The 3,560-nt window shown below is 74.4% G+C and carries 3 protein-coding genes; all 3 read left to right on the top strand.

Annotated elements, in window-relative coordinates; translation table 11 throughout:
* Positions 1–710: O-antigen ligase family protein (locus UK12_RS32110; RefSeq protein WP_045306740.1), on the top strand; the 710-nt coding region annotated here is incomplete at its 5' end.
* A complete protein-coding gene (locus UK12_RS37080) occupies positions 707–2,653 on the top strand; it encodes a lipid II flippase MurJ (protein WP_052682399.1) in 1,947 nt (648 codons plus the stop codon). The genes UK12_RS32110 and UK12_RS37080, both read left to right, overlap by 4 nt.
* Complete coding sequence (locus UK12_RS32100) at positions 2,643–3,440, top strand: polysaccharide deacetylase family protein (protein WP_045306739.1); 798 nt, start codon at positions 2,643–2,645, stop codon at positions 3,438–3,440. Before UK12_RS37080 ends, UK12_RS32100 begins: the two co-directional genes overlap by 11 nt.
* The last annotated feature ends 120 nt before the right edge of the window (positions 3,441–3,560 follow it).

The raw sequence follows: 3,560 nt of genomic DNA, 5'->3' as shown, positions 1-3,560 counted from the left end.
CCTTCCCGCTGGCGGTCTCCTTCAGCCGGGGTAGCTGGATCGCGTGCGCGGTCGCCGTCACCGTGCTGGTGTTGCGGGCCGACGCCCGACTTGCGGTCCGCAGCGCCCTGTCGGGGCTGGCCGCGGCCGTCGTCCTGGTCTGCGGGGTCGGTATCGGCTCCGACGGCGTCACCGAACGGCTCTCCAGCATCGGCTCGGTCTCCGCCGCCCCCGACCAGTCGGTCAGCGACCGCTACGACCTCTGGGCCACCGCCGGCCGGATCTGGCAGGACCACCCGGTCACCGGAGCCGGACCCAAGGCGTTCCAGCAACTGCGCGACAGCCGCGCCCCGCTCAGACTCTCCTCCGGCAGCGACGCCGCCGACTCCACCATCGGCTTCCAGCGCGAACCGCTGCTCTCCCCGCACAACATGTACCTGCTGGTCCTCAGCGAGCAGGGCCTGATCGGCATGGTCGCCTACACCGGACTCTTCCTCGTCCTGCTGGCCGGCTGCCTCCGCCGGGCCGCCGGTCCCGGCCTGGCCGCGCTCGCCCTGCTCGCCTGGGTACTGGTCGACTTCCTGTACGGCGACATCGGCGGGACCACCACCGTGCTCACCTCGGTGGTGCTCGGCCTCGCCGCCCGTACCGCCCTCCCCGGCCCCGTTCCCCCCGCCGGCCCGGTTCCCCCCTTCGGGCTCGTCTGCGACCCGCTGGGAGCGCGCGCATGACGACGGAACAGCCGGGCGCGCTGGCGGCCCCACCGACGGCCCCGCCGACGGCCTCACCGACGGCCGCGCTCCCGGCCGCCCGCCCGGGCGGGAACGGGCCGGCCACCGCACCGCAGACATCCGCCCGGACCGGCTTCCTGGCCCGGGCCTTCGGGGTGACCGCCCTGCTCAGCGCCGCAGGTTCGGCCCTCGGCCTGCTCCGCGACCTGCTGCTGGCCCGCTACTTCGGGGCCAACCAGGGCACCGACGCCTTCCTGGTCGCCTGGACGGTCCCCGAGACGGCCGCACCGCTGCTGATCGAGGACGCCATGGCCTTCCTGATGGTGCCCGCCTTCAGCCTCGCCCTGGTCCTGCGGGAAGAGCGCCCCGACCAGGCCGACCCGGTCCGCCAACTGGTCCGCGCCACCCTGCCCTGGCTGCTGCCCGCACTCTGCACCCTCGCCGCCGCCGTCGCGCTCGCCGCCCCCCAGCTGGTCGACCTGCTCGCCCCCGGCCTCGCGGACCCGGCCCTCGCCATCACCTGCACCCGGATCACCGCCTTCACCGTGCTGCCCTTCGGCATCACCGGCTACCTGGGCTCGGCCCTGCGCGCCCACCACGGCTTCACCGCCCCGGCCGCCATCTACGTCGCCTACAACCTGGGCATCCTCACGGTCCTGTCCACCTGCCACGCGATGCTCGGCATCCGCTCGGCCGCCGTCGGGGTCGCCCTCGGCAGCCTGCTGATGGCCGGGGTGCTGATCGCCCCGTTCTGCCGCCGGCTGCGCCAAGGGCGCCGGCCGGAACCGCGCCGGGGCGGGGCCGGGCTGGTGCTGATGCCGCTCGCCCTGCTGCCGGTCGCCACCTTCACACTCACCCGCCAGGCCCAGGTCTTCATCGAGCGCTTCCTCGGCTCCGACCTGCCGGCCGGCACCATCTCGCACCTCAACTACGCCGCCAAGGTCTCCCAACTCGCCATGACCGCGGCCATCCTGATCTGCACCGTGACCTTCCCGCTGGTCGCCCGCGCCCTCGCCGCCGGCGACCTGACAGCGGCCAGGGACCGGGTGGAGAAAGACCTCGGCCAGGCCGCCGCCCTCGTCCTGGCCGGCACCGCCTTCCTGATCGCCTGCGCCCCGTCCGTGGTCTCGCTGCTCTTCGAACGCGGCGCCTTCGGCCCGCACGACACCGCCGCCACCGCCGCCGCCATGCGCATCTACAGCCTCGGCCTGCCCGCCCAGGCACTGACCGGCGTCATGATCCGCCCCTACTTCTCACTCCGCCCGGTCGTCCGCCGCGCCGACGACCCGCAGGACGGCGACACCGCGGCCCTGCGGACCGGACGGCCGAGACCCGGCCACCCCACAACCGGCCACCCCACAACCGGCCACCCCACGACCGGCCACCCCACAACCAGCCACCCCACGACCGGCCACCCCACAACCGGCGGCGCCGAACCACCGACCGGCGGCGCCGAACCACCGACCGGCGGCCGGAAGCACCCGGCCACCGGCCGGCGGGCCACCCTGCTCGACTGGTACCCCGTCGCCGCCATGGCCGTCGGACTCCTGGTCACCACCGCCGTCACACTCGCCACCACCCCCCACATCGGCGCCCCGGGCATCGCCGCCGGGAACGCCGCCGGCATCACCGCCACCGCCGCACTGCTCATGCGCGGGCTACTGCTGCGCGGCATCGCGCTACGCCTGCCCAAGGTACTCGGCGGCCAGGCCAGACTGCTGGCCGCCGCCGCCGCAGCCACCGCCGCCGGCACCGCCGCCGGCACACTGTCCACAGACCCCCTGCCCGCCATCCTGCTCGGCGGCCTCTGCGTGGTCCTCGTCTTCGCCGTGCTCGGCACCGCGTTCGGGGCGGCCGAAGTCCGCGGCCCCCTCCTCGCCCTCGCCCGGGCCCTCTACCCGCCTCCCCCGGCCGCTGAAGGGAAGCTGCCCCATGGACGCTGACACCCGGCAACCGCGCCTCCCGGCGCAGGCCAAAGGATCCAGGGCCGCGCCCTGGATCCTGATGTACCACTCGGTGGCCGACGAGGAGGAGGACCCCTACCTGCTCACCGTCAGCCCCGAGCGGTTCGCCGCCCAGATGGCCTGGCTGTCCCGCACCGGCCGGCGCGGCGTCAGCATCCGCGAACTGCTGCGGGCCACGGCGGCCGGCCGGGCGGACCACCTGGTCGGCCTGACCTTCGACGACGGCTACGCCGACTTCGCCCAGCACGCCGTCCCGGTACTGCACACGCACGGGTTCACCGCGACCGCGTACGTGGTCCCCGACCTGCTCGGCAGCGAGAACGGCTGGGACACGATGGGCCCCCGCAAACAGCTGCTGACGGTCGACCAGGTCACCGAACTCGCCGCCGCAGGCTGGGAGATCGGCTCACACGGCCTCGGCCACCGGGCGCTCCCCGGACTGCCCGCCGACATCCTCGCCGAACAGACCAGCCAGAGCCGCCGCGCCCTGGAGGACCTGGTCGGCGAACCGGTCACCGGCTTCTGCTACCCCTACGGAGCCGTCGACCTGCCGGCCGCCCTGGCCGTCCGCGACGCCGGGTACGACTACGCCTGCGCCATCCAGCACAGCGAACTCACCGGCCGGTTCGCCCTGCCCCGCAGCTACGTCGGCAACCGGGACGGCGCCCTGCGGCTACTCGCCAAACAGGGCCGCCACCAGCTCCGCGACACACTGGCCGGACTGCGCCAAAGCCCGCTGCTCAGGCGCCGGAGGACAACCCCATGAGGGTGCTCCACATCATCACCGGACTGGCCTCAGGCGGCGCCGAACGCCAACTCCAACTGATCCTCCGCCACCTGCCGGACCACCACACCTGCGAAGTCGCCACCCTGACCAACCCCGGCA

The organism is Saccharothrix sp. ST-888 (assembly GCF_000955975.1).
Lineage (GTDB): Bacteria > Actinomycetota > Actinomycetes > Streptomycetales > Streptomycetaceae > Kitasatospora.
The sequence above is the reverse complement of the archived record's forward strand: the minus strand, read 5'-3'. Positions and strand labels throughout refer to the sequence as shown.

Bases quoted from the DNA above. Each gene is read 5' to 3' on its own strand.
- UK12_RS37080 (WP_052682399.1), top strand. From the start codon at position 707: ATGACGACGGAACAGCCGGGCGCGCTGGCGGCCCCACCGACGGCCCCG.
- UK12_RS32100 (WP_045306739.1), top strand. From the start codon at position 2,643: ATGGACGCTGACACCCGGCAACCGCGCCTCCCGGCGCAGGCCAAAGGA.